The organism is Embleya sp. NPDC059213 (genome assembly GCF_042754445.1).
Lineage (GTDB): Bacteria > Actinomycetota > Actinomycetes > Streptomycetales > Streptomycetaceae > Embleya.
This window is the reverse complement of sequence record NZ_JBHZAV010000370.1, coordinates 1-3331: the sequence shown is the minus strand read 5'-3', so window position 1 is coordinate 3331 and position 3331 is coordinate 1. Positions and strand designations below refer to the sequence as shown.

Here is a 3331-nt window from a genome sequence, read left to right as displayed (position 1 = left end):
GGTCTCATTCCGAACCCGGAAGCTAAGCTCTCCAGCGCCGATGGTACTGCACTCGAAGGGGTGTGGGAGAGTAGGACGCCGCCGGAATCAACGTGAGTAAGGGGCCCCACCCCGGTGGGGCCCCTTATTTTTTTATCCGGATTTATTTACTGTGGCGACCCCTGTTCGCAGAGGTTCATGGCCACTGTCGGGTGCGCCGACTTCGTTCGTCATACGGGACAATGGTGGTCGAGCCACAGGCGACTGCGTACCCGTACGACGATCACGAGGAGCAAATCCCATGTCCAATCCCCCCTCCGAGGGACGGCCGAGTCGCCGTCCCGGTGGATCGCAGTACTCGGGGGGCGGTGGCGGCGGTGATCGCCGGCCGTTCAACCGTGACGATCGTGGTGGCCGTCCGGCTTCCGGTGGTCGTGATCAGGGCGGCCGGGACGATCGCGGCGGTTCGCGTCCGCCGTTCAACCGGGACGATCGCGGTGGCAACCGTGGTGCGGGCGCAGGTCGCCCCCAGTCCGGTGGACGGCCGCAATCCGGTGGTCGGGACGACCGCGGTGGCGCTTCGCGTCCCTCTTTCAATCGTGATGATCGTTCCGGTGGTGGCTCGCGTCCGCCGTACCGATCGGACCGGCCCGAGCGTTCGGACCGGCCCGGTCGTGACGACCGCGGCGCTTCGCGTCCCTCGTACGGCAACCGTGACGACCGGGGTGGCTCGCGTCCCGCGTTCAACCGGGACGACCGCGGCGCCGGGCGTCCGCAGTCGGGTGGTCGGGATGATCGGGGTGGCGCTTCGCGTCCCTCTTTCAATCGTGATGATCGTTCCGGTGGTGGCTCGCGTCCGCCGTACCGTTCCGACCGGCCCGAGCGTTCGGACCGGCCTGCTCGGGACGACCGCGGGGACTCGCGTCCGGGCTTCCGGTCGGATGCTCCCGAGCGTGACCGCGGCCAGTCGCGTACCTCTTACGGGGCGCGCGGTGATCACGCGATCTCGCGGCCGAACCGCGAGGACCGCGACGGCGGTTCGCGTCCCCCCTTCAACCGTGACGACCGTGGTGGACGCCCGTCGTACGGCAACCGTGACGACCGTGGTGGCTCGCGTCCCGCGTTCAACCGGGACGACCGCGGCGGGGATCGTCGCCCTCCGGCCGGTCGTGACGACCGGCCCGGGTTCCGCGAGGAGCGCGGTGGGGAACGTCGTCCGTCGTTCAACCGGGACGATCGTTCCGGTGGTGGCTCGCGTCCGCCGTACCGATCGGACCGGCCGGAGCGTTCGGAGCGGCCTGGTCGTGACGACCGTGGTGGCTCGCGTCCCTCGTTCGGGAACCGGGACGACCGGGGTGGTGCCGGTGGTCGTCTGCCGTCTCGTTCGGATCGGCCGGCGCGCGACGACCGCGGTGGTAGTGGGCGTCCGTCGTTCAATCGGGACGACCGCGGTGGTTCGCGTCCTGCGTTCGACCGGGACGACCGCGGTGGGGATCGTCGTCCCTCGTTCAATCGTGACGACCGTGGTGGTGCCGGTGCGTCGCGTGCGCCGTACCGTGCGGATCGGCCCGAGCGTTCGGACCGGCCTGCTCGTGAGGAGCGGGAGTTCGGGGATCGTGACCACCGGGACGGCGCCAGCAGCCGGCCGACCTACAACGGTCAGCCCGGCGCGCGGCAGCCGTTCCACGAGCGTCGTCCGGCGCCGCGTCGGGACGACCGGGGTTCGGGTCGTCCGGCGAGTGGTGGTCGGGACGATCGCGGTGGGTCGCGTCCGTCGTTCGGCAACCGGGACGATCGGGGCGGTGCGGGTGGTTCGCGCACGCCTTATCGTTCGGACCGTCCGGAGCGTTCGGAGCGGCCTGCTCGGGACGATCGCGGTGGGTCGCGTCCGCCGTTCCGGTCGGATCGGCCGGAGCGCTCCGACCGGCCCGCTCGGGACGATCGCGGTGGGTCGCGTCCGTCGTACGGCGACCGTGGGGGTTCGCGGTCCTCGTTCAGCCGGGACGACCGTGGTGGGCGTCCCTCGTACGGGGATCGGGACCGGGGCAACAGCCGTCCGTCGTATGGGAACCGGGACGACCGCGGTGGGTCGCGTCCGTCGTTCGATCGTCGGGACGAGCCCGGTTATGTGCCGGTCGAGCGGATGTTCATCCCCGAGGACGTGCAGGCCGAGGAGCTCGGTGCGGAAGCGCGCCAGGAGCTGCGTGGGCTGCCCAAGACCCTCGCGGACGAGGTCGCGCGCAACCTGGTGATGATCGGCCGTACGGTCGACGAGGACCCGGAGCTGGCCTACAAGTACGCCAAGGTCGCGCTGCGGCTCGCGTCACGCGTTGCCGCGGTGCGGGAGGCGGCGGGGATCGCCGCCTACATGGCCGGTGCGTATGCGGAGGCGCTGTCCGAGCTGCGTGCGGCTCGGCGGATGACCGGTTCGAGCGAGCACTGGGCCGTGATGGCCGACTGCGAGCGCGGGCTGGGCCGTCCGGAGCGGGCGTTGCAGATGGCGGGTGCGGACGAGGTCAAGGAACTGGACAAGGCCGCGCAGATCGAGCTGCGGATCGTCGCGGCCGGTGCGCGTCGCGACCTGGACCAGCTCGACGCGGCCGTGGTCACGTTGCAGGTGCCGGAGCTGAACTCGGCGTCGACCAACCCCTGGGTGGCGCGACTGCGGTTCGCTTATGCCGACGCGTTGGCGGCCGTGGGCCGGGACGACGAGGCGCGCGACTGGTTCGGTCGGGCCGCCGAGGCGGACACGACGGGCGAGACGGGTGCGGCCGAGCGGGTCGCGGAACTCGACGGCCTGGACTTCACGGACGCGCTCGACCCGGACGCGGAGGACGACGAGGACTACGTCGAGGAGTCGGACGCGGGTTCGGAGACGGAGTCGGCTGAGCTCGACGACGCGGACGACGAGGCCGAGGCCGAGGTTGCCGCCGCCGATGTCGTTGAGGGTGACGAGCCGGTCGGGGACGCGAAGGACTGATTCGCCCGCGCGGCGGACACGGGGAGGGCCCGGCACATCCGTGCCGGGCCCTCCCCGCGTTTTGTCCCACGGGCCGCAGAAGGTTTCCTGCCCGCTCCACCCGTTGCCTTTGGCGCGGAGGCCGCGGTTCTACGGGCACCGGGACGGCCGGCTCCGGCCCCGCGGCCACGCCCGTGGCCGACCGCGATCCGGGTTTCGGCTGGCGGGAACGGCTTGGCTTTCCCCACGCCGCCGAACGCGGCTACGGCCCGGCGCGTCAGCGCCCCCGAGATGGGTGAGCCGCGCGATCGACGCGCGCAGCGCGGAGAGCGGCGGAGCCGCAAAACAAAGACTTCGTGGCCCGGAGCGAAGCGCAGGGACACGAAGTCACGA

1 protein-coding gene and 1 rRNA gene are annotated in these 3331 nt (G+C 71.5%); both read left to right on the top strand.

All coding sequences use genetic code 11. The features are described from left to right. Nucleotides 1–87, top strand: a 5S ribosomal RNA gene (rrf, locus tag ACFXMF_RS47225); the annotation flags it as partial. A 2035-nt stretch (nt 88–2122) separates the two neighbouring features. After that, a complete protein-coding gene (locus ACFXMF_RS47220; protein ID WP_360325148.1) occupies nt 2123–2959 on the top strand; it encodes a hypothetical protein in 837 nt (278 codons plus the stop codon). Nucleotides 2960–3331: the final 372 nt, after the last annotated feature.